The following is a 22,894-nucleotide window of genomic DNA, read 5'->3' on the forward strand; positions in this document are numbered from 1 at the left end:
GATTCCCCTCCTGCTTTTTACTTATCCACACCTACATGCGGGATTCATCTGTCAGCTTCATTGTGAGCTCTTGCTTTTCGCCATTTCGATAGTACGTGACTTTCATTTGGTCGTTCACTTCTTTTTTATTGTAAAGATGTTTTCGCAGGTCGATCAGGCTTTCGACTTTCTCGCCATCCAGTTCTACAATGACATCCATTTCTTGAAGGCCGGCTTGTGCAGCTGGTGAATTCGGTACGACCTGTCTGACCATGACACCATAGTTGACTTCTTTCGGAAGTTTTAGTGTTTCTTGCTGGTGGTAGGCAGAGATCCGATTTACATCCTCGAGCACAACACCCATCGCAGGCCGTTTCACTTCTCCATATTGCTCGAGGTCCTCGATGATCGGCATGGCGTAGTTGATCGGAATCGCGAGTCCGATACCCTCGACAGCTTCCTGTGCGATTTTCATGGAGTTGATCCCGACCAGCTGACCGGAAATGTTGATCAATGCACCTCCGCTGTTACCAGGATTGATGGCTGCATCTGTCTGCAGCACTTCTGCATTCCAATCTTCCATTCCGTCCTGGTTGATATCGACCGGGATTGTCCGTTCCACTCCGGAAACAACGCCTTGTGTGACTGAACCAGAGAATTGGAGTCCAAGCGGATTTCCGATGGCGATGACCGGTTCGCCGGCTTTCAGTTCATCCGAGTTGCCGATTTCGGCCACATCTGCCTTTTCAATACTGCTTCCGTCGATTTCGAGGACGGCAAGGTCTGTCCAGACGTCAGCTCCGCGCAGGGTTGCCGGAACCTTTGTCCCGTCAGCGAGCGTCACTTCTAATTGATCCGCTCCTTCTATGACGTGGTTATTGGTGACGATATATGCTTTATTCCCTGCTTTTTTATAAATGACACCAGAGCCTGTCCCGGCTTGTTGGTCCTGAGATTCAGTCTGGCCCCAGAAGCTTTGGGAACGGATATTTGATATCCCGACGACAGAGTCACTGGATTTCTCAACGGCTTTCGTGATATCCGTCGTCACATCCACTGATACGTTACTGGTCTTGCCGTTATGGTACGCTTCGTCCGTTTCCTTCAAATCCTCATCGGGTTGGATTGAATAGGGTAAAACATCCAGGTTATGTAACTGAGGAAGCGCAATAATAATCATGATTGCACCGAAGACCACACCAAGCAGCCCGGCAAGGAACATGCCTCCGCGGTTTCCTTTTTGCTTGCCCCTGCCTTCTCTATTAAGATCTTGATCATCATAGTAACCCATCTACCATCATCCTTTCTCACAGATATTCCTTTTGTTATTTTATCTTTACAAGCCTGATTATAGTCAGGTGAAATTAAAAAATGATGAAAAACAGTTAAGAATAATAGTCTTTTTCATCTTATTTCAAAATAAAAAGGCAAAAGCCACAGCAGCCTTCACCCTCTTACTTTCCTCTAAATTTACCCATTTAAACATATAAATGGGTCAGATGGCTACTAATGGAGTCGGGACTTTAGGGTCTGTATCAAACAAATCGATTTGTTCGCCGACGCCTATTCCTTTTGACTCAAGCGTTTGGGTCACACTCATCCGTGCCAGGTCTTTCATATTATTATCGAGGCTCAGGTGGGCAAGATAGATTCCTTTGGTCCTGTCGCCGATCACTTCGCTCATCGCAACGGCAGCATCTTCATTCGAAACGTGTCCGATATCACTCAGGATGCGGCGCTTGATATTCCATGGGTAGCGGCACATCCTGAGCATGCCCACGTCATGATTGCTTTCGAACACGTACGCATCGGCATTCGAAATGATGCCCTTCATCCGGTCGCTGACATAGCCTGTGTCGGTCACGAGGACAAGCTTCTTTTCACCCTGATGAAACACATAGAACATCGGCTCGGCTGCATCATGCGATACGCCGAACGACTCGATGCTCATGCCGCCAAAGTGCCTGGCCGTCTCCATATCGAAAGAAAATTTCTGTTCATTATCGATTTTCCCAACGAGACGGTCCATCTCACTCCATGTCTTCTCATTCGCATAAACCGGAAGCTTGTACTTTCTCGCAAGCACACCGATCCCTTTAATGTGGTCACTATGCTCATGAGTAACCAAAATGCCTGACAAATCTTCAATTTTACGATCAATTTGACTGAACAAACCTTCCATCGCCTTGCCGCTCAAACCGGCGTCCACAAGGAAAGAATGCTCTTCCGTTTCAACAAATATCGCATTTCCTGTACTGCCGCTGGCTAGTACACTAAAATGCATGGTCATACTTCTCACTCCAGTAGTTCTTTCTCTGTTTTTTTCCTCTCGATTATCGTTCCATCAATGGCATTGATGGATAAGTCCTGTTTTGTTTCGCCTTTAACCAGCGTGAAATGCCAAGTTGGCGCCATCACAATCTGATAATCTGAGAATACATTCGTCGAATACCCGATTTCATATTCCGTGACTTTACTGTCAGAAGGTACTTTATTACTGTCAGTCAGTATTTTTAATGCGTCAAACGGGGGAAGGATACTTCTTTCTTCGCCGAAGTTCTGAATATCTTCCACCATCGTTTGTTTATAGGAAACAATTTCATTCTCGTTATTCAGATCGAAAACAATCTCTGCATTTGCGTTATGAAACAGTGGTTTATCTTCATAAGTTTGGTTATAACTAACGGTTTTCTCTTCTTCATTAAACTCTCTGAACGTATACTGATCGCCGTCCATGACATATTCATTGATAAAACCATTCATCTTATCCTTTAACTCTTTCTCAGCAAGTTTATCGCCGAGTGGATAAGGTTCATCCAAAGTGGAATACAGTGTGTTCTCTGTTAATATGTTAACCTCTTGTTTTTTCAAGTTCTCTTTCACATCATCTGTAAACTTTTTCGTCTTTGCCCTGATGTTCGACTCACTTAATGCCGTTTTCGCTGTCGACTTTATATCTGAAGGATAAGAAATGTTATATGCCTCGATAGGGGATTGTTTATTATCCGTTGCCGACAACACTTCAGGAGCTGAAATCTTTTTAATGAACATGGTCATCAGAAAGATATTCAATATCAAAAAAACGATGATGAAAATAGATTTTGTTTTACTCCAGTCCATTTTCGATCCCTCCAAACTCATCCAGAGGAAGCCGCAGCCAGGAACCACTGTATTTATAATACCATGAGGGCTTGAAATCATACAGAAGGATGTCTTCATTGGTACTGTCCCTCGTCAATTTATATCCAATTGCGATATCCTCGACATAATCCAGGTCCATCTCACTTTCCTCCAGGGCCTGCTGCACTGTATAACCTGATGGAAGCTGGACTTTGACAAGCTCAAAGATGGAAGAATAATTTTCCACCAACTGATAAAATGGACGTTGATATTGATGAATCGTATCAATCCCCCATATCTGGGCAATTTCCGTCATCCCATAAATATCACTGAAGACAGGGAAATCATCAAGGAACATCCTGTATTCAATCTTGCTTTCTTCCCTGCTCAGTGAGAAGAATCTAAATTGATCGGTCCATCCTCCGTGCTCATTTACAAACTGAATACTGTTCTCTATCAGTAAATCTCCTGAAATATTTGTCGCCGCATCCACACCCGGTGTCACGAAAGAGAGAGTACTATAATCTTCATTTATCTTCATCAAGCTGAAAGAGTCCCTGTAAATTTTCTCGGTGCCCGTTGAATTATGACTGACATTGCTCGGATCTTTGAAGAGAGCCTTCACGAAATCTTCCGCATTCAGCTGTTCGGTAGAGTATTTGATCTTATAATATTCCCCTGCTTTGACTGGGAGCAGAATGGTTTTTCTGTCATTCAGCTTGTATTTAAAGTATTCTGCATATGAATCACTGTAAACGGCTTTTTGAACAAACTTCTTCTCGAGTGTCTGCAGCTTATCTGCATCTACCTTGCTTTCCACTACCACTTTCTCGTTTTCTTCTCCATATAATACAAAATAGACAATACCATTGCTTGAATTGTTATAATTCATGTCAATGACGATCCGGTTGAAAGTGGTCTTGGGTATATTATTTTCATCGAATTTTATGATTTTCTTATAAAGCGAAAGGGGAACACTGTCCGGAAACACTAAATTGATCATATCCGGAGCTTGAATCAACTCTTCTATTTCTGCATCAGTATATTGATTGCTGACATCTTTTGTATTCACTAAGCGCCAGCTGCTCATTTCATATAAGACCGTATCGATTTCATCACTGTCCTGAGAGCCTGAAATTTTGTTGTCGTGATTATAAAAGACTTTATAGGGTTTGATCAATTCCAGTTTCTTTCTCTCTTTCCCTATTGAAACATCAAAAGCTTCCGTGCTCTCTATTTCATTATATTGAGGTTGATACGTCCAAAGGTTCCATGTAAGGAAAATACTCATGGCTACCAGCAGCGTCAAAACAATGGATTTAATTTTTTCATAGTTCATGACCAATCATCCTCTTGTAGCGGATCATATGGGAGCTTGAACGTAATGGTCGTTCCTTTACCGTCTATGCTGGTTGCCCATATATCACCACCGTGTGCTGATATCATTTCCTTGGCGATTGCAAGTCCAAGCCCTGTACCGCCCATCTGTCTCGAGCGTGCTTTATCCACGCGGTAGAAACGTTCGAAAATCTTATCAAGATTCTCTTTAGGAATCCCCAATCCCTGATCCGATACACTTATCTCGATAAAACCATTGTTTTCTTTCACGCTGAATGTAATGGTGCCGCCTTCAGGTGAGTATTTCAATGCATTGGAGATGATATTATCCAGAACCTGCGTGATCTTATCCTGATCAATTTCAACAAACATCGCTTCATCGGGTAAGTATCGTTCAAAGGTGACATTCAAATTCTTCGTCATCTCAAAACGGTCGATGATCCGGTGGAATAGGAGGATGAAATCTACCCAGTCCTTATTAAACCGGTAATCTTTGCTGTCCATTTTTGAAAGTTGCAGGAGATCATTTACGAGACGGATCATCCGCTCTGTTTCAGTTTGAGTGACATTTAAAAATTGCGGAGCGATATCCTCATCCTGCCAAGCACCTTCTGCCAATGCCTCCAAATAGCTTCGCATCGTGGTCAGGGGAGTACGTAATTCATGTGATACATTGGCAACGAATTCCCGTCTCTCCAGATCGATCTTTTCCTGTTCGGTAATATCGTGCAGAACTGCGATCAACCCGTTGACAAACCCGGTTTCCTTTTGGATGATTGAAAAGTTTGCCCTCAGAATATAAGGCTTTTCTTTCGTACTGTAATCCAAAATGATCGATTCATGCTCATTGGAGAGATCCTCGAAGTTATATTCTTCATCGAGTCCAAGCAGTGACACGATTGGCTGTGAGAGGACTGTTTCACGTGAAACATTCAGCATTTCAACTGCAGGATCGTTAATTAAAATCACTCTTCCCTTACGATCCGTGGCGATGACTCCATCCGTCATATAAGAAAGAACAGAGGACAGTTTTCTTCTTTCCCCTTCTGTCGTCGCTTGAGCTTCCTGCAGCCGCTTCGTAAGATTATTAAATGTCATGGCCAGTTGTCCGATTTCATCATAGCCGTACACTTTAACTTTGCGCGAGAAATTCCCCTTCGCCATAGCAAGAGCATGTTTTCTCATATCAGAAATCGGCCGGGTGATCGTTTGTGCAAGCAAAACCCCTAATATGGCCGTGATCGCAAGCGCAATCACCGTGCCGTTCGTGAAGATTTTATTGATTTCATTCATCTGGTCATAGACGTTTTCAATTTTGGCTACAAGAAAAATAGCACCGATGATTTCTTTATTTCTTTCGATGGGCGAAGCAAGCACCCATACACGGTCGCCTGATTGTTTATCAACATAGATATCATCATAAGGCCCTCCTCCAACCAGGACCCGCTTGACAAGGATTTCATTGGTCGGCCGTCCCACCAGTCCTTGATTATTCGCATCGGAGGTACCTATTATTTTGCTCTTTTGATCAATGACTCGTATTTCTTCGATGTCAGACCTGCTGTCATCACTGTCTTGTAATAGATTCTTAATTTCATTTTCTTTCGTAGGGTCACCCTCGGCACGATCCTTGACCATTTCTTCACGGACCGAGTACTCAAGCAGATCAACTCTGCTCTTTATGCTGGTTTGAAAGTTTTCAACAAGTTTATTCTCCAATTCCCTCACGAAATAAACGCCGATGATCTGCATCGCCAGGAGAATAAGGAGCACATAAATCATGACAAACTTAAGATGGATCGATCGCGTTAAACCAACTTTCTTCATTCAACCTTACTCCTGTTCAGGATTTCGCAAGTAATAACCGACTCCTCTACGTGTTACGATCCAAGTAGGGTGGCTGGGATTATCCTCGATCTTCTCACGCAGACGTCTTACCGTTACGTCCACCGTACGGACATCCCCATAATAATCATAGCCCCACACCGTTTGTAGAAGGTGTTCACGGGTCATTACCTGTCCGATATGTTTCGCCAGGTAATGAAGCAGTTCGAACTCACGGTGGGTCAGTTCGATCGTTTCCCCGCGCTTTGACACGACATACGCATCAGGATGGATCGTCAAAGAACCAACCGTGATTTCATTATTTTCATCCTCTGCATTCGCCTGGGCAGCTGCCGCCTGGTGGCGTCTCAGGTTCGCTTTCACCCTCGCAATCAATTCACGCGTACTGAAAGGCTTCGTCACATAATCATCCGCGCCAAGCTCAAGACCCAGCACCTTATCAATTTCAGAGTCTTTTGCCGTTAGCATGATGATCGGCATCTCATACTTCTTTCGGATTTCCCGGCATACTTCCATCCCGTCACGATTCGGAAGCATAATATCAAGAAGGACCAAGTCCGGCTTTACTTCCTCTGCCATTTTCACAGCCTCATCGCCATCATACGCACAATGGACCTCATAGCCCTCTTTCTTCAGATTAAATTGTAAAATATCCGCAATCGGCTTTTCATCGTCAACAACTAGAATCTTTTTATCCATATCAATTGATCTCCTTTGACAATTAAATTCGGTCTTGAAGTTTTTTCCTTAGTATAGGGTTCTTCCTTTAAATTTATCACTTTCTGCAACTTAATTCATCTTTTACTCTATCATACCTTGATTTCATGTCCATTTTCCCAAAACTTCTTCGAATTTAAGGTTTTACCGGTGGTCTGGAGTGATTATAAATGAAATCTTTCATTTATATTGTTGATTACCGCGACTCCAATCAACTGGTAGAATCATCAGGAATACGCTTAACCTGCTTAACACGGCCGGCCCATATATAACAAAGGGGACTGACAACGATAATGCTGGTGTCAGTCCCGTATTGGTTGTTCTTTAATTTTATAGTACATCCAGCGGGTTGATGAGTGACCCGTTTTTGTATACTTCGATGTGCAGGTGAACGCCGGTTGATTCTCCGGTCATTCCCATGATTCCAATCTTTTCGCCTCTTCCGATCGTTTGACCGGCTGAGACTGAAATGGAATCAAGGTGAGCATAAATCGTTTTGTAGCCGTTTTGATGATCGATCACGACTTTATTGCCGTAGCCGCCGTCGTCCCAGCCTGCAGAAACGACAACCCCGTTATCGACGGATTTGATCGTCTTGTCACTTGGACGGGCAATATCGATCCCTTTGTGCACTTTGCCCCAGCGAGGGCCCTGGTTGGAAGAAATATATCCTCCGTTTGTCGGCCATGCAAAGCTGCCCGATCCGCGTGAAGGAGTTTCTTTCGTTCCTTTGATGACGATATATTTAACAGGTTTTTTCAGTTCCTTTTCTTCCGTCACATTCTTGTCGGTCTGAGACCCGTTTACTTCTGTTGAAATGAAGGTAACGGAAGTCTCCCCGTCTTCGCCTTCCTGTTTCACTTTCGTATCGCCTTTGTTCATTGAAGAATCTTCAACCACTTCTTTATCGTAAGCGATTTTCTCGATCTCATTGACTTCTTTTTTCACAACCGTATGAACAAACGGCTTATTTACAGTTACTTTCAGTTCTGAACCAATTTTCAAAGCTCCATCTTCATCCAGTCCAGGGTTAAGCTTTAAAAGCTCGGCAGTCGTCAACTTATGTTTTTCAGCGATCGAACCAAGAACGTCGCCTTCTTCGACTTTATACTTCTTCTCTTCCAGACTTCCTTTAAGCAGAAGATTGACAGCCTCGTCTGAAGAAAGGATTTCTTTTGGATCTACCTGTGCTTTTTCAGCATCCACATTTTCTTTGAATGAAACGTCCAGTAAACGTGTTTCATTTTCCTTTAAAGCGGGTAGAGAAGAATGAGAGTCCTTTTTGCGTGCTTCCAAGTCTTTCAATTCATCTTCAGATACATATTTTAACTTGATTTTCTTTAACGTTTCGTCAGCAGTCTGTTTATCTTTTACATAAGCTACTGCCTTGTTATCGACAACCAATGCATAAGCATTCGCTTCAACTGCCATTGAATTCGTGATAATATTTAATACTTCCTGATTCTTTGTTTTTGCCGTAAAAACATTCTCAGGTATGTAGGTAATGTCGTTATTCCAGGTCACTTGATAGTCTGCATACTTCTTTTCCGCATCCTCAAGCTTCTCTTCAAGCATGTTCTTCACTTCATCCTGATTGGTCACTGCCCCTACATATTCACTGTTTACATAAACATGATAAATGGTTTGCAGCTCTTTATCTGATGAATCCTCTGCAGAAACAGATGAAAATGTCAGGGTTGAAAGTGCAAGTGCTGTGATCGCTGCCTTCTTCATTAACTGAGAAGAGCGACTCTTATATTTTTCTAAATTGGGTAATAAGCGTTCTCCAAACTTCATTGTCTTGCCTCCTGTAAACTAAAAAGCAAAAATCACTGTGTTGGTCGTTCATTATGCCTAATTTTAGTAAATATTCTTGTAAATTTGTACTTTACTAATTTACCATAATTCGACGAAATACGGGGAAAAGTATCATGATTGTAATAAAACTGTATAATTACCAGCATATCAAATGTACCATTCTGATGAATTTTGCGTGAAAACCCTTACTATACCTAGGGATATTGGCGCAGAGGGGAAATATTCTTTTCGAAGGAAAAAGTGGAATTTTGTAGATTTTTGTTACATTACTGTTACAAACCCATAATAAAAAAGTACTACGAGAGTCAAAGTCATCGCAGTACTTTTTGTAGATGGCTCAGGACGGAATCGAACCGCCGACACATGGATTTTCAGTCCATTGCTCTACCAACTGAGCTACTGAGCCATAATAAAATATTCGTTCCTAATTTGAGAATCCGATTGTCCATCGTCCAGCTCTCAGGAGGATTATTCAAGTTGCTGCTCGGGCTGTACGCTGATGATTACTCGGATGAAGATTATTCATCGTGCTCTACCAACTGAGCTACTGAGCCGTGTATGTATCGCTTTAGATGCGGGACATGAATGAAAATAAAATGGCGGTCCGGACGGGACTCGAACCCGCGACCTCCTGCGTGACAGGCAGGCATTCTAACCAACTGAACTACCGGACCAAAGTTTTTCGTTGATAGCGAAATAACTATCAATGGATTGCTTTGCAAAATAACAATCATTCACTTATCTTAGTAATCTATTATCAAGCAACCAATTAAATTACCAAACAATGAATCTAGTAAAAAGTAAAGATATGACCCGTACGGGATTCGAACCCGTGTTACCGCCGTGAAAGGGCGGTGTCTTAACCGCTTGACCAACGGGCCATGCATGATGATAGATATTTTGCTTCCGCAAAAATCTTTGGTGAGCCATGAAGGACTCGAACCTTCGACCCTCTGATTAAAAGTCAGATGCTCTACCAACTGAGCTAATGGCTCACAATATATATCAACACGAAAGTTTCGCGACGGCTTTCGTGACAACGAAATTAATATTATCACGTAAGGAGGGTGGGGGCAATAGTTTTTTGTTGAATTTTGTTGAAAATTATTTTTGGGGGGGAGAAAAGTGTTTTAAGACACTTTAAAAGCCATCAATTCTTTTTGAACTGATGGCTTTGTTATGATTATTTTGAGAGAGTGTACACCCTCCCCTTGTTCTCACCTTCCATAGAGGAAGAAACTGACTTGAGGATCCGGGTTGCCAGTGATGAGCAGGTAATTTCCAAGAATTCTTTTAGTTGATTACTGGTTATCACGCTCCCAAAGAGCAATTGATAGTCTTGTACGGCTGCCAAATGGGCATCTTTAGATTTATAAGTGCATTGACTGCAGTACCAGTAACTATGAATTCTCTGGAGGGGAAGATGATTGCAAACTTCACAAATCACTCCCTTTAATACATCCCCTCTGGAAAGTTGATACTGTTCTATTATTGAGTGATCTAAAGGCGTATCATACTTCATGAGAATTCGTATGATCTTTTTGATTTCTTTTTGAGTCAATACATCCATTTTTTTTTGATCTTGAAGGTCAGAAATCTTTGAATGCAGGGTGTGACTTTTGATTACAATATTTTTTGTGGATTTGTCATTTGATTTGATGACGGTTTGAGGATTACTGAAAACAACGAAGCCTTGCACAGGGAGTTGCGCGAGATTATTACGTTTCAACCATTTATTCAGTTGGCTTTTTTGCCGCTGCAGCTGTGTGATTGGATCTGGATAAGCTTTTTCCTGGCCATTTTTTATTTGGATGATCTGATTAAAATCTCGATCAAACTCAATGATTCCGGCCAAGTATTTTATTTCTAAAATACACACTAGTCTTTTCGTTAAGATAAGTGTATCCATTTGGAAAAAGTGTTCGCCGTCAAATAATCGAATATCATGAAAAATATAGTATTCTTCATCCGGAAGAAAACTCAGATAGTATTCAATTGATTTTTCACCTTTGTATCCTGCCAGATACCTCGCTAAATCATCCTTGATAAATGAATGTTTGTTGTGATGGGGAGGAACTCTGGGGGAAAGTGCTTGTAACTTTAGGATAACAGGGGGAATTTGTTTTGCTTTTACGATCATTTCATCAATCCAATCTAGTTTTGTTTAGTAGTTATTCGATATGAAAGGTCAGAAATCCTTCTTTTGACTGGATTTTTGATTGGTAAAGGGGGTATTACTGGGTCGGGAATTATTATATTATCAAAAACAGACAACTTATTATCAAAAATCAGGATATTTTATCAAAAACAACACTTTTATTATCAAATATAGAAATATATTATCAAAATCTGAAATTTGTCATTTTCAATACCCACCCCCGCATTATTCAGAATCCTCAAAAAAGTGTTCCCTCCCCCCATACAAAAAAACCACAACCCAGCTCCGCTCTCACACAGAACCAGGCTGCAGCCCGAACAAACACCTAATAAGTCAAACTGGCCGCAACAATCAGCCCGACCACGATCGAAACGGAAAATAAACTGAAGCCGATGGCCACGTTGCCTTCTTCCACTTTCTTGGCGAGATTCGTCTTCGGCGTTAATACATATTCAATGATCCAGTAAGCGATGACCTGGGTGGCGATTCCGATCAAGCCCCACACGAATGCATCTAACAGACTCACACTGTTGGACCACACAGTATAAATGACGATTGCGAGTCCGATGGCTTTTCCCCACAGCTTCAAAGCGACGGCGATGTTGCCTTCGCGGATGAGTGTGGCTTCTGAGAATTTTGTGGTGAATGCGAATACGATGACGCCGAGGATCATGAGCCCCAGGCCGGTGCCGACGTGGGCCAGAAAGCTGATAAGTGCTTCACTTGTAATGAGTTGCATAGGTTTCTCTCCTTTTTAATCTTCCGCAATTCCTATCGGAAGGAAGTATGATTCGTTATCTGTAATGGCATTTCCCGCACGGTACCCGATCGCGGCCGGCAAGCCGTTTATGACGAAGCTGCCGATCATCAGGCTTGCTGGTTTCGGACCTTCATCGGTACGGATGTCCGCCCGCGGGAGCTCGATGAACTCTTGATAGACGGGCAATGTTTCTTTATAGGTCTCCTTCGCATCCTTCATCACGACCCTGCCGGAGGCTTCGATCACGCAGACGGTGTCCCCTTCACGGCCGAACGCCGGTTTCTGGACATAGGTTGACCCGCGTTCCTCGAATACGTCCGCATCTAAATAAGTCGGTAAAAAGAAAGCAGAAATCCATTCGTGCTCTTCCTCTGTATAAAATGCACTCCCCGATTCATGCAGCCCCCAAATCAAGGCCTGCACCCCTTTGGACTGGAGCAAAAATGCAGAAGGCGGGTTCAAAATCGCGAGCTTCTTCTCCAACACAAGTCCGATCAAATCCAAGCCGACTTTTTCACCTGTTTCAGGTTCCATGTCATCTACCAGATGCTCGATGGGATATGTCGGGCGGTACAGAACATCGATCCGCTCCCCTGAGGGAGTATAGACGCCTGCTTCACTCCCCGTCCGGACCTGAAGTTGATCGAGACTGACAAATTCAGAATGAACACCCGCTAATGACTGCAGATACCTGGTCGTCAAATAATCTTCTTCGTGGTCACTGTGCGAGGAAAAGACGATCTTTGGCGAGCCGTCCCGCTCCAATGCACGCCAGGAAGCAAGCAGTGCACGCCGCAGTTCGAGTCCCAGCTGTTCTTCAAAACCGGCATTTGGATCTGCACAGGAAAAGCAGTCACATACTTTTCCGTTCACCAAGAACAGCTCCTTGAGAAACGTCGGCGTATCACTGTTGAACTCCAGTAATTTCACCTTATCGCCGCGGACGACGAAATCAAACCGGCCGATGATGCATTCCTGAGGGATCGATTTGAATCGTATGTAGGAAAGTGATTCCTCGGGAAATCCCAATTCCAGAAGCGAGTCGTCACTGAGCTCCCGGAGCAGGTCGGCCGTTTTCCGGTACACTTTATAGACTTTGTCGGACGCATCACGGACCGTTTCAATAAAGGCGGTCGATTCTTTTTTTACATCTAAGAGGGCGTATTCCATTCCATACAGGTCATGCCAGAAATCCGGTATCTCTCCATAAAAGGCGCTTCTCTTCTCACGGTGGACTGTATCCATATCAGCCACCGAATCCGCCTTTCGATCCGCTTCCCAGCCCTGATTTATAGGATTTCGAATACGATTTATAGCTTGAGTGGTTTCTCAGGTTTGATTTGTTTTTAAACATCCTGCCGGCGAACCAGAAATATCCGAAGTGGGAAGAACGGCTGTCGTCGCAGTAGTAGGTGCCGCTTTCTTCGTCCCAGTCCCAGTCATCGCAGTCTGTGTCCGTCGGTTCCGGCGGGAGATCCTGATTGCCGCAGCCCGTGACGGAAATGGCCATGACGGATGCGACGACTCCTGCCATCATTTTTTTCGTTTTGCTCATTTTGCTTCCTCCTCCAGTTTTTCTCCTGTTGCTTTGACATATAAGATGTAAACGGATCGGTCTTCATCGATTTCAGCTGAGTCCCGTTCATACTCTGCACCATCAATATAGGTATATACTGAACCGATCATACTTAAAACATCCAGATGATCTTCATATTTTTCCTGCTTCAAAATCGGGTGGTTCCCGCGCGAATCCAGATCACGGATTTCGAGCATCAAGCCCTGGGGCGGAAACAACGGGTCCGTGACAGGCTCTTCTTCATAGATTTCTACATAAATAAGAAAGAGGTTCCCTTCTATGGCGGATGAAATCTGTTTATAGGTGACGCCGTCTTTGACGAAGAACTCACATTCCCGGCGGGCAAGAATCTGTTCGAGTTCGATATCCGGATAATGAAAGATCGGTTCGAAGCCATTCAAGCCTTTTAACAGTCGGTATTCCAACAGGGGTCTTGTCATCATTACTCTCCTTTGTTTGCTGCTTTGTCTTTTAACTATACGAATGATAAAAGGAATAGTTTCATTTTCAACTCGGTTATTGGTATTATTAACCTATGATTTCTTTGTGAGGAGCGGTTGCATGGCCATTTTTATGAGGCTTTGGAAGCAAGTATCCAAAATGGATTTTGGTTTTATCTTAATGTTATCCATCATCATTATTGTTATGGGTACGTTCGGTATCTATTTTTTAGAACCTGAAGGATTCCCTTCATTATTTGACGGTTTCTGGTGGACGATGACCACGCTGACGACCGTCGGATATGGCGATTTCTATCCCGTTACCGTGGGCGGACGCCTGCTTGGCATATTCCTCTTCATCTTCGGGATCGGCATCATCGGGGTTCTGATCACGAAGACGGTGGATGCCCTCACTACGTTTCAAAAATACAAACGGGAAGGGAAGCTTGAGTATACCATGAAAGATCATTATATCTATATGAACTGGTCCAAAAAGACGGAAAAGGCGATTGCGGAAGTACTGGCCCATTTCCCTGAAGCCGAGATCGTCCTGATCGATACACTGAGCGAATCGCCCGTTGATCATGAACAGGTCCATTATATTCAAGGCGACCCGTCGGACGAAGCGGTATTGTTGAGAGGGAACATCCTGGATGCCAAAAGAGTGGCGATCTTCTCTGATTCCCGCATCGAAGATCCGTCACTCATCGATGGAAAGACGCTGTTGATCGCTTCGGCCGTAGAAGGCCTGTCGAAGACGTATTCGAAGGAAATCCATACGATCGTAGAGGTTTCAGAAGACCGCCATATTCCTAAATTCAAGCATATAGCGGTTGAGGATTTCATCCTCTCGAATGATTCCGTATCCTTTTTAATGGCAAAAGCGACGATCCACCCGGGAACGACCACTCTATTCCGCCAGTTGATGAGCAAGCGGTACGGAAATAATATCCATGAACTGAAACCGAAAGCAGAGTGGAAGACCCTCAAGAATGCTTCAGAAGCGCTTTTGCAAAACGGTGCTGTCCTGCTTGCGGTCAACGATAATATGGATTTCACCGATGCCGTCAACCGGGAATTGCAGCCGGAAGATACCCTTTATATTGTCTGTCATGACCGTGTGTATGAAGAATTGACGGCTGCCTTTTAACGAAAGAAAAAGAAGCTGACCCGCTTTCATTAGGGGGTCAGCTTCTTTTTTTATTGAAAAATTATCGTGCACTCCATACGCTGCGGACTACATTCGTTTGTGAACGATCGGGTCCGACAGAGAAGATGGCAAGCGGGATGCCTGTCAGTTGGGATACGCGCTCTAAATAGTGGCGTGCATTTTCAGGAAGCTCAGAAAGCGTCTTGCAGCCTGTGATGTCTTCCGTCCAGCCTGGAAGCTCTTCGTATACCGGCTCACATTCAGCCAGGATGTTAAGGTTCGCCGGGAACTCTTCCATGATTTCGCCATTGTATTTGTATGCGACACAGATCTTCAGTGTCTCGATGCCTGTCAATACGTCGATCGAGTTCAATGAAAGGTCCGTCAGTCCGCTGACACGGCGTGCATGACGTACGACCACGCTGTCAAACCAGCCGACGCGGCGCGCACGTCCAGTCGTTGTACCGTATTCGCGGCCGACTTCACGGATTTGATTTCCGATTTCATTGTTCAACTCAGTTGGGAAAGGTCCGTCCCCTACACGAGTCGTGTACGCTTTTGATACACCGACGACGTGATTGATCTTCGTAGGACCGACACCCGAACCGATCGTCACTCCGCCCGCTACCGGGTTCGAAGATGTAACGAATGGGTATGTACCCTGGTCGATATCAAGCATGACTCCTTGCGCCCCTTCAAAAAGAACGCGGCGTCCGTTGTCGATCGCATCGTTCAATACGACGGATGTATCGACTACGTACTTTTTGATTTGCTGGCCGTACTCGTAGTACTCATCCAGGATATCTTCGATTTTGAACCCTTCCGTTTCATAGAAGCGCTCAAGAAGACGGTTCTTCTCCTCCAGGTTGCGTGCAAGCTTTTCTTCGAAAGAAGCACGGTCGAGAAGATCGGCGATACGGATCCCGATGCGTGCCGCTTTATCCATGTAGGCAGGACCGATTCCCTTTTTCGTCGTACCGATCTTGTTTGCCCCTTTGCGCTCTTCTTCCACTTCGTCAAGCTTCAGGTGATAAGGAAGGATGACGTGCGCGCGGTTGCTGATGCGCAGGTTTTCCGTTGTCACATCACGATCGTGAAGATATTTCAATTCTTTCACCAATGCTTTCGGGTCGACAACCATTCCGTTCCCGATGACCGAGATTTTTTCATTATAAAAAATACCAGAAGGAATTAAGTGCAGCTTATATGTCTCACCATCGAATTTGATTGTGTGACCTGCATTATTTCCACCTTGATAACGTGCGATTACTTCTGCATGTTCAGAAAGGAAGTCAGTAATCTTTCCTTTTCCTTCGTCTCCCCATTGCGTACCTACTACTACTACTGAAGACATACGATAGCACCTCCGACAGGAATTAGTATTCCCTCTTTTGTCAAACAAACTCATTTTAACAACAGAAGACGGGAAAGTCAATCAAAACACGAACATTATTATATACCTTTATGTTTATGTTCGTAAAAAGGGTGGTCTTTAGCTAACTAAAGACCCATCCCGCTCCACTTTAATATGGCATAGTGTTAGTGTGGATGATAAAAAAGTAATAGCCCGATTTTTTGATTTTTGATATGGTTAGATAAGGATTTTTGATTTTTCATACAATTGAATACAGAGGTGATTATCATGATTAAACGTTTTTTCAGTTATTACCGTCCTCATAAGCGGCTGTTTTACATAGACTTTGCCTGTGCCGTGCTTGTCGGGCTGCTGGAGCTTGGGTTTCCGCTTGCGGTTTCCTGGTTCATCGATACACTGCTGCCGGAAGGGAACTGGAGCACGATCCTGGAAGTGAGTGCTGGTCTGCTCGCATTGTATCTGCTGAGCTCGAGCATGCAGTTCGTCGTGAACTACTGGGGACATAAGCTCGGCATCAATATCGAGACCGACATGAGGCGGGAATTGTTCCATCATGTGCAGAGGCAGTCGTTCCGCTTCTTTGATAACACGAAGACCGGTCATATCATGAGCCGGGTGACGAATGACCTGATGGATATCGGGGAGCTTGCCCACCACGGGCCGGAGGATTTATTCATTGCCGTCATGACGTTCATCGGGGCGTTCTGGATCATGCTGACGATCAATGTGAAGCTCGCGCTTGTCGCAATCATCGTCGTGCCGTTCCTTATCTGGCTGATTTCCTATTCGAACATCAAGATGAATAAGGCCTGGACGAAGATGTACGGCAATATCGCCGACGTGAACAGCCGGGTGGAAGACAGTGTTTCCGGATCGCGTGTCGTCCAGTCTTTTACCAATGAACAATTCGAAATGGACCGCTTCAATGAAAACAACCAATTCTTCCGTAAGTCTAAATTAAAAGCATACAATGTCATGAGTGTGAACTTGTCGGGCATTTATATCACAACACGCCTGATGACGCTGATCATCCTTGTATACGGGGCGTGGCTGAGCTTCTCTGGCGCACTTACCTACGGAGAATTGGTCGCCTTCATTCTTTATATCAATGTGCTGTTCAAGCCGATCGATAAGATTTCCGCTCTCCTCGAACTCTATCCGAAAGGGATGGCCGGCTTTAAACGGTTCACGGAGCTGATGGATGTCGAACCGGATATCGAAAACCGTCCGGATGCGATCGAGGTATCTACTTTAAGAGGGAATATTGAATTTCACGGCGTTCATTTCGGCTATGAGCCTCACCGCCCCATACTGAACGATTTATCATTTAATATTGAACCCGGTCAGACCGTCGCATTCGTCGGCCCTTCAGGTGCGGGGAAAACGACGATCTGCTCGCTGATCCCTCGTTTCTATGATATCGGATCAGGCTCGATCACCATCGACGGCATCGATATCAGGGATATGACGAAGGAATCGCTTCGATCTCAAATCGGTATCGTGCAGCAGGACGTCTTCCTTTTCACAGGCACTCTAAGGGAAAACATCGCCTATGGGAAGCTGGATGCGACCCAGGAGGAGATCGAGGAAGCATCGAGACGGGCACATCTGACCGACCTGATCGCTTCACTATCCGACGGGTATGATACGCAGATCGGGGAAAGAGGCCTGAAATTATCAGGAGGACAGAAGCAGCGTCTGTCGATTGCCCGTATGTTCTTGAAAAACCCGCAGATCCTGATTCTTGATGAAGCGACTTCCGCCCTCGATACCGAGACAGAAGCGATCATCCAGGATGCGTTGAACGAACTCGCGAAAGACCGCACGACCCTGGTCATCGCCCACAGACTCGCAACCATCCGGAAAGCGGACCGCATCCTCGTCGTTACCGAGAACGGCATCGCGGAGGACGGGACGCATGAAGAGCTATTATCGATTGAAGACGGGATTTTCACGAAGCTGCATGCCCATCAGCATGCTACGATTTTATAGCGCAGAAAAAACTCCAAGCATGCAAGGTGCTTGGAGTTTTTCTATGGTTCCCAATCACGAGCAAGGTTTAAGATGGACTCGATGCGGAAGCAAGTGTTTACAATATCGATAACAAATAGCTTTTTCCGTTAGTAACATTTTAAAAGCGGTAATTACATATTGAATTTGATAATTGTCAAAAAGATTTCGATAATAAAATTTGGATTTTTGAAAATAAATTCTTTGATATCGATAATAAAATCCTCATTTACGATAATAACCCCTGGTGCATTTTGTGAACAACCATCAGATTAACATGTTTTTCATTAAAACAGACAAATTATTGACCTTGCAGCAGCAGGAAATGAGGTATGTTTAATAAAACCCTGAATTTCAAGCTTTTTTTTATTGCATATTTAAACAAACATCATCTCCAACCTAAAAAAACTCCAAGCATCCTTGGAGTTTTTTTATCTATTTATCAGCCGAAGCACCGGTATCTTCAAACTCTATATCCATCCGTAGAACAGCCGGACCATCGATATCAATCTACGCCCCCGGCGGAACCCCGGAATCATCAAACCGCCGCTCCAAGTTTACGAATTTATTGTATTCCTTCACGAATGCGAGCGATACATTCCCTACCGGACCATTACGCTGTTTGGCAATGATGATCTCGATGATGTTTTTGTTTTCGGCATCATGGTCGTAGTAATCTTCACGATACAGGAAGGCGACGATATCGGCATCCTGCTCGATACTTCCGGATTCACGGATATCGGACATCATCGGACGCTTGTCCTGACGCTGCTCGACCCCACGGGAAAGCTGGGAAAGGGCGATGACTGGGACTTCAAGTTCACGTGCAAGTCCTTTCAATGAACGGGAAATTTCAGAAACCTCCTGCTGACGGTTCTCGCCTCCGCGGCCATTCCCCTGGATCAATTGAAGATAATCGATCAGGATCATGCCGAGTCCGTGTTCCTGTGCCAGACGGCGGCATTTCGAACGAATCTCCCCGACTTTGATCCCTGGCGTATCATCAATGTAAATTCCGGCATTGGACAGACTCCCCATTGCCATCGTAAGCTTTCTCCAATCTTCGTCGGTGAGTTCACCGGTCCGGAGGTTTTGCGCGTTGATGTTCCCTTCCGCACATAGCATACGCATGACCAGCTGCTCTGCTCCCATCTCAAGACTGAAGATCGCGACATTTTCTTTCGCTTTGACCGCCACGTTCTGGGCGATGTTCAGGGCGAAGGCGGTTTTACCCATCGATGGACGGGCACCGACGATGATCAGGTCATTCCGCTGGAAACCGGCGGTCATATGATCCAAATCGGCAAAGCCTGTTGAAATTCCAGTCACGTCGCCTTTGCGATTCGTGAGCGTTTCGATATTATCATATGTGCGGACAAGTACATCTTTAATGTTGTGAAAGGCACCTGCATTTTTACGCTGAGCGACTTCCATGATGCTTTTTTCCGCTTCGCCGAGCAGTGCATCCACTTCGTCTTCTCGCGCATAACCGTCCGATGCGATATCGGTAGCTGTGCGGATCAATCTCCGCAAAAGTGACTTTTCTTCAACGATTTGTGCGTAGTACTCGATATTGGCAGCAGTCGGCACCGATCCTGAAAGCTCACTTAAATAAGCGACCCCTCCGACATCCTCAAGCTCTTTGGCAGCTGCCAGTTCCTCTGTCACCGTAATGAGGTCGACCGCTTTTCCGGCATCCCCCAGTTTCAGCATGACGTTGAATATCTTTTGGTGAGAGTGACGGTAGAAATCTTCAGGGATCAGCCCTTCAGATGCTGTCGTCAGCGCGCTCGGTTCCAGGAAGATCGCCCCGAGCACCGCTTGTTCCGCCTCGATATTCTGCGGCGGAATCCGCTCTTGTAACATCTCATTCATCTATTATTACCTCCATTTCGAAAAAAACAGTTGGAAGACATACTCTATAATCAAATCTCTCAAGACTTTTTTCCTACTAGGAAAAGCGCAAGCGCCTTGTTCAGCCCCGACAAACGCTTCAGGGGCGACCAGTGAAGTCGTTCGTTGACTCCACCCGCCGGACCGAAGTCTCGAGGGGCTAGGAGCTGGAGTTGGCCAACTCGAAAAAATGTGATCGGGAAAGAATCCAGATCACATTTTTATCAAACTATATCCATTTTATCATGTTTTTCCGTAAAAACAGTTACCAAATTTCGTATGTTACGAGAAATTATTCTTCCGTTACGTGTACTTTCAGTGTAGCCGTTACATCTGTATGCAGTTTCACCGGTACATTTGTGAAGCCGAGAGAACGGATTGCGTCGTTCATCTCAATCTTGCGCTTGTCCAATTTGATGGAATGTTCTTTCTTCATAACGTCCGCGATTTGCTTGCTTGTGATGGAACCGAATAGTCGTCCGCCCTCACCGGATTTCGCCTTCATTTCCACTGTCAGTTCTTCTAAAGTCGCTTTCAACGTCTTCGCTTCTTCAAGCTCTTCCTGGGCAAGCTGCTTCTGTTTTTTCTGCTGGCCTTCAAGCTGCCCGATATTGGCATTCGTCGCTTCTACTGCAAGACCTTTCTTCAGTAAAAAGTTATGTGCGTAGCCGTCTGCTACATTCTTCACTTCACCTTTTTTTCCTTTTCCTTTAACATCTTTCAAGAAAATTACCTTCATGTCTCTTTTCTCCCTTCAAAATAATCATTTAGTGCTTCTTTTAACTGCTCTTCCGCTTCCCGGACAGACAGGTCTTTTAATTGAGTGGCCGCATTGGTCAAGTGGCCGCCGCCATGTAAGGTTTCCATAATGATCTGAACGTTCACATCCCCGAGGGAACGGGCGCTTATCCCGATTGTATCGGGTTCCCTTTTCGAAATGACAAAGGAAGCGACGACCTCATCCATAGTCAGCAGCGTATCTGCCGCCTGTGCAATCAGCACGGAATCATAGATGACATCCTCATCCGCTTTCGCAATCGCGACGCCTTTCTGGTAGAATTCGACCGATTCGATGAGATGGGCCCGTTTGATATAGGTCTCGACATCTTCTTTCAGGAACTTCTGGACGAGGACCGTATCCGCCCCCTGTGCCCGTAAATAAGAAGCCGCATCAAATGTTCTCGAGCCGGTGCGAAGCGTGAAGCTCTTCGTATCGACGATGATGCCGGCAAGGAGGGAGGTGGCTTCGAGCATGGAGATCTTCTCATGCTTCGGCTGATATTCCAAGAGTTCCGTCACCAGTTCTGCAGTGGATGAAGCATATGGTTCCATATAGACGAGCAGCGGATTCTTGATGAAATCTTCACCCCGTCTGTGATGATCGATGACGACAACCTTATCGATTTTGTTCAGCAGCTTCTCTTCAATGACAAGCGACGGCTTATGGGTATCTACGATCACAAGCAGTGTATCATCGGTCGCCATTTCCAGTGCTTCTTCCGGCGTGATGAAACGGGAATAGAGGTCCGAATTATTCTTGATCTCTCTCATCAAGCGTTTGACGCCATTGTCAATTTCGTTGAAGTTCAGGACAACGTAGCCTTCACGCTGATTCATCTGGGCGACTTTACGGATCCCGATCGCAGCTCCCACAGCATCCATATCGGGATGTCTGTGTCCCATGATGATGACTTTGTCACTCTCGATCATTGTTTCCCGTAAGGCATGGGATATGACGCGGGCACGCACCCGTGTACGTTTCTCCATCGGGTTCGTCTTCCCGCCGTAGAACTTCACCTTTCCATTCGTCTGCTTGATGGCAACCTGATCGCCCCCGCGGCCAAGCGCAAGATCCAAGCTCGACTGAGCCAGCGTCCCAAGTTCAGGAAGGGATGAAACCCCCGTACCAACGCCGATGCTCAAGGTAAGCGGGACGTTTTGTTTCGATGTCGTTTCGCGGACATCATCGAGAATCCCAAACTTTTCTTTTTCCAGAACCTGAAGGATCTTTTCATTGATGACCGCAACAAAACGTTCCGAAGAAACCCTCTTTAAGAAAACGCCGTACTCTTTTGCCCATTTATTCAGGATGGAGGTCACCAGGCTGTTCAGACTGCTGCGAGTCTGGTCATCCATCCCCTGCGTCAATTCATCATAGTTATCAAGGAAGATGATCGCAATATTTGTCCGTTCTTCATGAAATTGCTTCTCGATTTCCTTCTGCTCAGTCACATCGAAGAAATACAGAAGCTTCTCCTTCAGCTTCAGTATGACATGATACTTTCTTTCGTTCAGGGTGATGATCTCTGAGTCCACTTCCTGCTTGATGAGCGGCACTAGACTTTCTGCGACATCATAGAGAGATCTCCCCACGACGGTATCCTCATTGAAACAGGACGCAAGGAAAGGGTTGGTCCATTCTATGTAGTACTCATCGTTTATCAGCATGATCCCGATCGGCATTTCCATCAATGCCTCTTCCCCGACACGCTTTACCCGGTAGGATAAAGTCGAAATATACTCTTCTGTTTCCTGGTGCGACCTTTTTTCGAAATAAAAGGCGAGGAAAAACGCGCATCCAAAGACAATCAACCCGATTAACGAAATAATCCATTTGTAAAAAGCGACCGATACTAACAAGAGAGCTGTTAATATAGCTAGACCGTACAATGGGTACCGGATCATTCGCTTATTAAAATAAGATGGCATGATTTC

Annotated in this window: 18 protein-coding genes and 4 tRNA genes; 2 read left to right on the forward strand and 20 right to left on the reverse strand. The window is 44.9% G+C overall.

The genetic code is table 11. The annotated features are described in order from the left end of the window. Positions 1-31: 31 nt before the first annotated feature. From V6B33_RS18210 to V6B33_RS18285, 16 genes are all read right to left on the reverse strand, one after another. Positions 32-1,270 carry a S1C family serine protease gene (locus tag V6B33_RS18210; RefSeq protein ID WP_334219113.1) on the reverse strand — a complete coding sequence of 413 codons (1,239 nt, stop codon included), beginning with the start codon at positions 1,268-1,270 and terminating at the stop codon, positions 32-34. A gap of 204 nt (positions 1,271-1,474) precedes the next feature. Then, the gene (locus tag V6B33_RS18215; RefSeq protein WP_334219114.1) at positions 1,475-2,269 is read right to left on the reverse strand and encodes an MBL fold metallo-hydrolase; all 795 of its coding nucleotides are present in this window, start codon (positions 2,267-2,269) and stop codon (positions 1,475-1,477) included. A gap of 5 nt (positions 2,270-2,274) precedes the next feature. Continuing rightward, positions 2,275-3,099, reverse strand: coding sequence for a two-component system regulatory protein YycI (locus V6B33_RS18220; RefSeq protein WP_334219115.1), 825 nt, complete (start codon positions 3,097-3,099; stop codon positions 2,275-2,277). Then, the gene (locus tag V6B33_RS18225) at positions 3,086-4,438 is read right to left on the reverse strand and encodes a YycH family regulatory protein (RefSeq protein WP_334219116.1); all 1,353 of its coding nucleotides are present in this window, start codon (positions 4,436-4,438) and stop codon (positions 3,086-3,088) included. Before V6B33_RS18225 ends, V6B33_RS18220 begins: the two co-directional genes overlap by 14 nt. Next, positions 4,435-6,264, reverse strand: coding sequence for a cell wall metabolism sensor histidine kinase WalK (gene walK, locus V6B33_RS18230; RefSeq protein ID WP_334219117.1), 1,830 nt, complete (start codon positions 6,262-6,264; stop codon positions 4,435-4,437). The genes V6B33_RS18225 and walK overlap by 4 nt, the downstream gene beginning before the upstream one ends. A gap of 6 nt (positions 6,265-6,270) precedes the next feature. Beyond that, on the reverse strand, positions 6,271-6,981 hold the full coding sequence (yycF, locus tag V6B33_RS18235) for a response regulator YycF (RefSeq protein WP_334219118.1): 711 nt from the start codon (positions 6,979-6,981) through the stop codon (positions 6,271-6,273). A 348-nt stretch (positions 6,982-7,329) separates the two neighbouring features. Beyond that, the gene (locus tag V6B33_RS18240; protein ID WP_334219119.1) at positions 7,330-8,796 is read right to left on the reverse strand and encodes a peptidoglycan DD-metalloendopeptidase family protein; all 1,467 of its coding nucleotides are present in this window, start codon (positions 8,794-8,796) and stop codon (positions 7,330-7,332) included. A gap of 354 nt (positions 8,797-9,150) precedes the next feature. Beyond that, positions 9,151-9,223, reverse strand: a tRNA-Phe gene (locus V6B33_RS18245). A gap of 191 nt (positions 9,224-9,414) precedes the next feature. Beyond that, a tRNA-Asp gene (locus tag V6B33_RS18250) sits at positions 9,415-9,491 on the reverse strand. A gap of 135 nt (positions 9,492-9,626) precedes the next feature. Then, positions 9,627-9,698 (reverse strand) — tRNA-Glu (locus V6B33_RS18255). A 38-nt stretch (positions 9,699-9,736) separates the two neighbouring features. Next, a tRNA-Lys gene (locus V6B33_RS18260) sits at positions 9,737-9,812 on the reverse strand. Positions 9,813-10,000: 188 nt separating this feature from the next. Next, positions 10,001-10,957, reverse strand: a complete 957-nt coding sequence (locus V6B33_RS18265) for a nuclease-related domain-containing protein (RefSeq protein ID WP_334219120.1) — start codon at positions 10,955-10,957, stop codon at positions 10,001-10,003. 343 nt (positions 10,958-11,300) lie between these two features. Continuing rightward, a complete protein-coding gene (locus V6B33_RS18270) occupies positions 11,301-11,714 on the reverse strand; it encodes a DUF350 domain-containing protein (protein WP_334219121.1) in 414 nt (137 codons plus the stop codon). Between the two features lie 15 nt (positions 11,715-11,729). Further along, a complete protein-coding gene (locus V6B33_RS18275) occupies positions 11,730-12,980 on the reverse strand; it encodes a glutathionylspermidine synthase family protein (protein ID WP_334219153.1) in 1,251 nt (416 codons plus the stop codon). 1 nt (position 12,981) lies between these two features. Continuing rightward, a complete protein-coding gene (locus V6B33_RS18280) occupies positions 12,982-13,290 on the reverse strand; it encodes a hypothetical protein (protein ID WP_334219122.1) in 309 nt (102 codons plus the stop codon). After that, positions 13,287-13,751, reverse strand: a complete 465-nt coding sequence (locus V6B33_RS18285; RefSeq protein ID WP_334219154.1) for a hypothetical protein — start codon at positions 13,749-13,751, stop codon at positions 13,287-13,289. Before V6B33_RS18285 ends, V6B33_RS18280 begins: the two co-directional genes overlap by 4 nt. Positions 13,752-13,767: 16 nt before the next feature. Between V6B33_RS18285 and V6B33_RS18290 the strand changes: the two genes are divergently transcribed. Next, positions 13,768-14,901: an ion channel gene (locus tag V6B33_RS18290; RefSeq protein ID WP_334219123.1), complete on the forward strand. Its 1,134-nt coding sequence runs from the start codon at positions 13,768-13,770 to the stop codon at positions 14,899-14,901. Positions 14,902-14,962: 61 nt separating this feature from the next. Here V6B33_RS18290 and V6B33_RS18295 read toward each other — a convergent pair whose 3' ends face one another. Further along, the gene (locus V6B33_RS18295; RefSeq protein ID WP_334219124.1) at positions 14,963-16,255 is read right to left on the reverse strand and encodes an adenylosuccinate synthase; all 1,293 of its coding nucleotides are present in this window, start codon (positions 16,253-16,255) and stop codon (positions 14,963-14,965) included. Positions 16,256-16,543: 288 nt separating this feature from the next. Between V6B33_RS18295 and V6B33_RS18300 the strand changes: the two genes are divergently transcribed. Beyond that, the gene (locus V6B33_RS18300; protein WP_334219125.1) at positions 16,544-18,268 is read left to right on the forward strand and encodes an ABC transporter ATP-binding protein; all 1,725 of its coding nucleotides are present in this window, start codon (positions 16,544-16,546) and stop codon (positions 18,266-18,268) included. Between the two features lie 528 nt (positions 18,269-18,796). Here V6B33_RS18300 and dnaB read toward each other — a convergent pair. The 3 genes from dnaB to V6B33_RS18315 form a co-directional block, all read right to left on the reverse strand. Continuing rightward, entirely contained in the window at positions 18,797-20,161 is a 1,365-nt protein-coding gene (dnaB, locus tag V6B33_RS18305; protein ID WP_334219126.1) for a replicative DNA helicase, read from the reverse strand. Positions 20,162-20,471: 310 nt separating this feature from the next. Beyond that, positions 20,472-20,918 carry a 50S ribosomal protein L9 gene (gene rplI / locus V6B33_RS18310; protein WP_334219127.1) on the reverse strand — a complete coding sequence of 149 codons (447 nt, stop codon included), beginning with the start codon at positions 20,916-20,918 and terminating at the stop codon, positions 20,472-20,474. After that, the gene (locus V6B33_RS18315; protein WP_334219128.1) at positions 20,915-22,888 is read right to left on the reverse strand and encodes a DHH family phosphoesterase; all 1,974 of its coding nucleotides are present in this window, start codon (positions 22,886-22,888) and stop codon (positions 20,915-20,917) included. The genes rplI and V6B33_RS18315 overlap by 4 nt, the downstream gene beginning before the upstream one ends. Positions 22,889-22,894 lie beyond the last annotated feature (6 nt).

Origin of the sequence: Mangrovibacillus sp. Mu-81 (assembly GCF_036867415.1) — a bacterium.
Classification (GTDB): domain Bacteria; phylum Bacillota; class Bacilli; order Bacillales; family Bacillaceae_B; genus Rossellomorea.

Excerpts from the sequence above, each read along its gene's own strand:
- V6B33_RS18210 (WP_334219113.1), bottom strand. The coding sequence starts at position 1,270 with ATGGGTTACTATGATGATCAAGATCTTAATAGAGAAGGCAGGGGCAAG.
- V6B33_RS18215 (WP_334219114.1), bottom strand. The coding sequence starts at position 2,269 with ATGACCATGCATTTTAGTGTACTAGCCAGCGGCAGTACAGGAAATGCG.
- V6B33_RS18220 (WP_334219115.1), bottom strand. The coding sequence starts at position 3,099 with ATGGACTGGAGTAAAACAAAATCTATTTTCATCATCGTTTTTTTGATA.
- V6B33_RS18225 (WP_334219116.1), bottom strand. The coding sequence starts at position 4,438 with ATGAACTATGAAAAAATTAAATCCATTGTTTTGACGCTGCTGGTAGCC.
- walK (WP_334219117.1), bottom strand. The coding sequence starts at position 6,264 with ATGAAGAAAGTTGGTTTAACGCGATCGATCCATCTTAAGTTTGTCATG.
- yycF (WP_334219118.1), bottom strand. The coding sequence starts at position 6,981 with ATGGATAAAAAGATTCTAGTTGTTGACGATGAAAAGCCGATTGCGGAT.
- V6B33_RS18240 (WP_334219119.1), bottom strand. The coding sequence starts at position 8,796 with ATGAAGTTTGGAGAACGCTTATTACCCAATTTAGAAAAATATAAGAGT.
- V6B33_RS18265 (WP_334219120.1), bottom strand. The coding sequence starts at position 10,957 with ATGATCGTAAAAGCAAAACAAATTCCCCCTGTTATCCTAAAGTTACAA.
- V6B33_RS18270 (WP_334219121.1), bottom strand. The coding sequence starts at position 11,714 with ATGCAACTCATTACAAGTGAAGCACTTATCAGCTTTCTGGCCCACGTC.
- V6B33_RS18275 (WP_334219153.1), bottom strand. The coding sequence starts at position 12,980 with ATGGATACAGTCCACCGTGAGAAGAGAAGCGCCTTTTATGGAGAGATA.
- V6B33_RS18280 (WP_334219122.1), bottom strand. The coding sequence starts at position 13,290 with ATGAGCAAAACGAAAAAAATGATGGCAGGAGTCGTCGCATCCGTCATG.
- V6B33_RS18285 (WP_334219154.1), bottom strand. The coding sequence starts at position 13,751 with ATGACAAGACCCCTGTTGGAATACCGACTGTTAAAAGGCTTGAATGGC.
- V6B33_RS18295 (WP_334219124.1), bottom strand. The coding sequence starts at position 16,255 with ATGTCTTCAGTAGTAGTAGTAGGTACGCAATGGGGAGACGAAGGAAAA.
- V6B33_RS18300 (WP_334219125.1), top strand. The coding sequence starts at position 16,544 with ATGATTAAACGTTTTTTCAGTTATTACCGTCCTCATAAGCGGCTGTTT.
- dnaB (WP_334219126.1), bottom strand. The coding sequence starts at position 20,161 with ATGAATGAGATGTTACAAGAGCGGATTCCGCCGCAGAATATCGAGGCG.
- rplI (WP_334219127.1), bottom strand. The coding sequence starts at position 20,918 with ATGAAGGTAATTTTCTTGAAAGATGTTAAAGGAAAAGGAAAAAAAGGT.
- V6B33_RS18315 (WP_334219128.1), bottom strand. The coding sequence starts at position 22,888 with ATGCCATCTTATTTTAATAAGCGAATGATCCGGTACCCATTGTACGGT.